Genomic DNA, 1,672 nt, shown 5'->3' with positions numbered 1-1,672 from the left:
GGCTTCAATCGCTTTCACGAACTCCACATGGACCTGCGACGCCTGTGGATATGTGGATAACACCCTGACGGTCAGGCTAATTTAACGGCATTGCACCATGGAATTGGTGCACGCGGTATCGGCGATCGCCGCAGCACTCGCCTCCCGCACCGCCCCCGACTCCCCAGCCACCTGCCTGGAACTCGCCGAAGAACTCGCCTCCGCCAACGATCTGCAGGAGGCTGCGCTGGCGGGTTTCGTCGGTGTGGTGGATAGTGCGCGGGAGGTGCAGCGGTGGGGTTTCCCCTCCACCCGTTCATGGCTGCGGTCGCGCATGGGCATGCGCGAATCCCGCGCCAAAGAGCGGCTGACGCTGGCGCGGCAGCGGCACCGTCTGACGGAGGTCACCGAGCGGTGGACCGCCGGTGAGTTGTCGACCGGATACGCCGCGACGATCGCCGAGGCCACCGCCCGCCTGGACGATGACGACTGCCCGGCCGCTGAGGACATCCTGCTGGACATGGTCGACAAGGGCTTCTCCGCGGGGAAGGTCGCCAGCTTCGGTAAGCGGATCCGCGACGTCATCGCCGAACGCGACGGACGCGAGCAAGCCCCGCAGGACGTGAAGCGGGGGTATGAGCGGTCGTGGATCGACTCGACCCGCTCCCTGGACGGTGGCCGCTACATCAAGGGCTGGCTCAACGCCGAAGACGCCGCGATCTGGGACGGCACCCTCGCACCGCTGGCCAAGCCCGCCGGAACCGACGACCACCGCGACCTGTCCGAACGCACCGCGGCCGCGCTCACCGGCGTGCTGGCGGGTGGGCACACGGCCACCAAGGTCACCGTCATCTGCGACCTGGACACCCTCACCGGCGGCACCGCCCCAGCCAGACTGACCGACGGCACCCCGATCCCGGCAGCCCAGGCCCGCCGCATCGCGCTGAGCGCTGGGGTGTCGCCGCTGCTGCTCGGTGCCGGGAACACGCCGCTTTACCTCGGGCACCGGGTGCGATTCGCCACCGTCCCGCAGCGCCAAGTCCTGGAAACGCTGTACGACACCTGCGCGGTGCAGGGGTGCGAAGTACCGGGCACGTTGTGCGAGGTCGACCACGTCCACGGCTGGGCCCTCGGCAACAGCCCCACCGACATCGACAAACTCACCCTCACCTGCGGCTGGCACAACCGCTACAAACACACCCACCCCGACCGACTCCACATCATCAAAACACCCGACGGCCGCTACACCTACCGCCTCCACCCACCCGGCACCGACGCCCTGCACCAGCGAAGACGCCCACCACCCATATGGGCCGAAGCCGCATGAACAACAGACCAACGCCCGAGCCCGCCCGCCCCCAGCGGCGCGGGCCGGGCCCGCCCGCCCACACCCGGTGACCTGCCTTGCTGGCCTTGATCTATGGCTGTGTGCTCGGCTAAGGCCTGTTCGAAGTGAGACGAGCGGCGGCAACTCACACGCCGGACGCAGTGAAGAACGACACCGGAGACCTCGTGGCCACCCCTAACGGTGACGAGGCGGTTCGACCTGACCGATGAACAATGCACGCGGCGGGAACCCTGCTGCCGCCCCCCGAATGGGGGGTATTCCCTCAGGTGTGGAAAGTGATCTTGCTGGGGAGCAAGTGATCAGTGGGTGAAGCGCCCACGTTCTTCGGGGGGAGAACCACACGTC

General features: G+C 67.8%; 1 protein-coding gene. It reads left to right on the top strand.

The window, feature by feature from the left end:
• Window positions 1–106: 106 nt before the first annotated feature.
• Entirely contained in the window at window positions 107–1,306 is a 1,200-nt protein-coding gene (locus tag CHF16_RS39125; protein ID WP_218827049.1) for an HNH endonuclease signature motif containing protein, read from the top strand.
• Window positions 1,307–1,672 lie beyond the last annotated feature (366 nt).

The organism is Actinomadura meyerae (genome assembly GCF_900188445.1).
In the GTDB taxonomy this organism is placed as follows: domain Bacteria; phylum Actinomycetota; class Actinomycetes; order Streptosporangiales; family Streptosporangiaceae; genus Spirillospora; species Spirillospora meyerae.
Note: the sequence above shows the minus strand (reverse complement) of the source record. Positions and strands in the feature narration are given on the sequence as shown.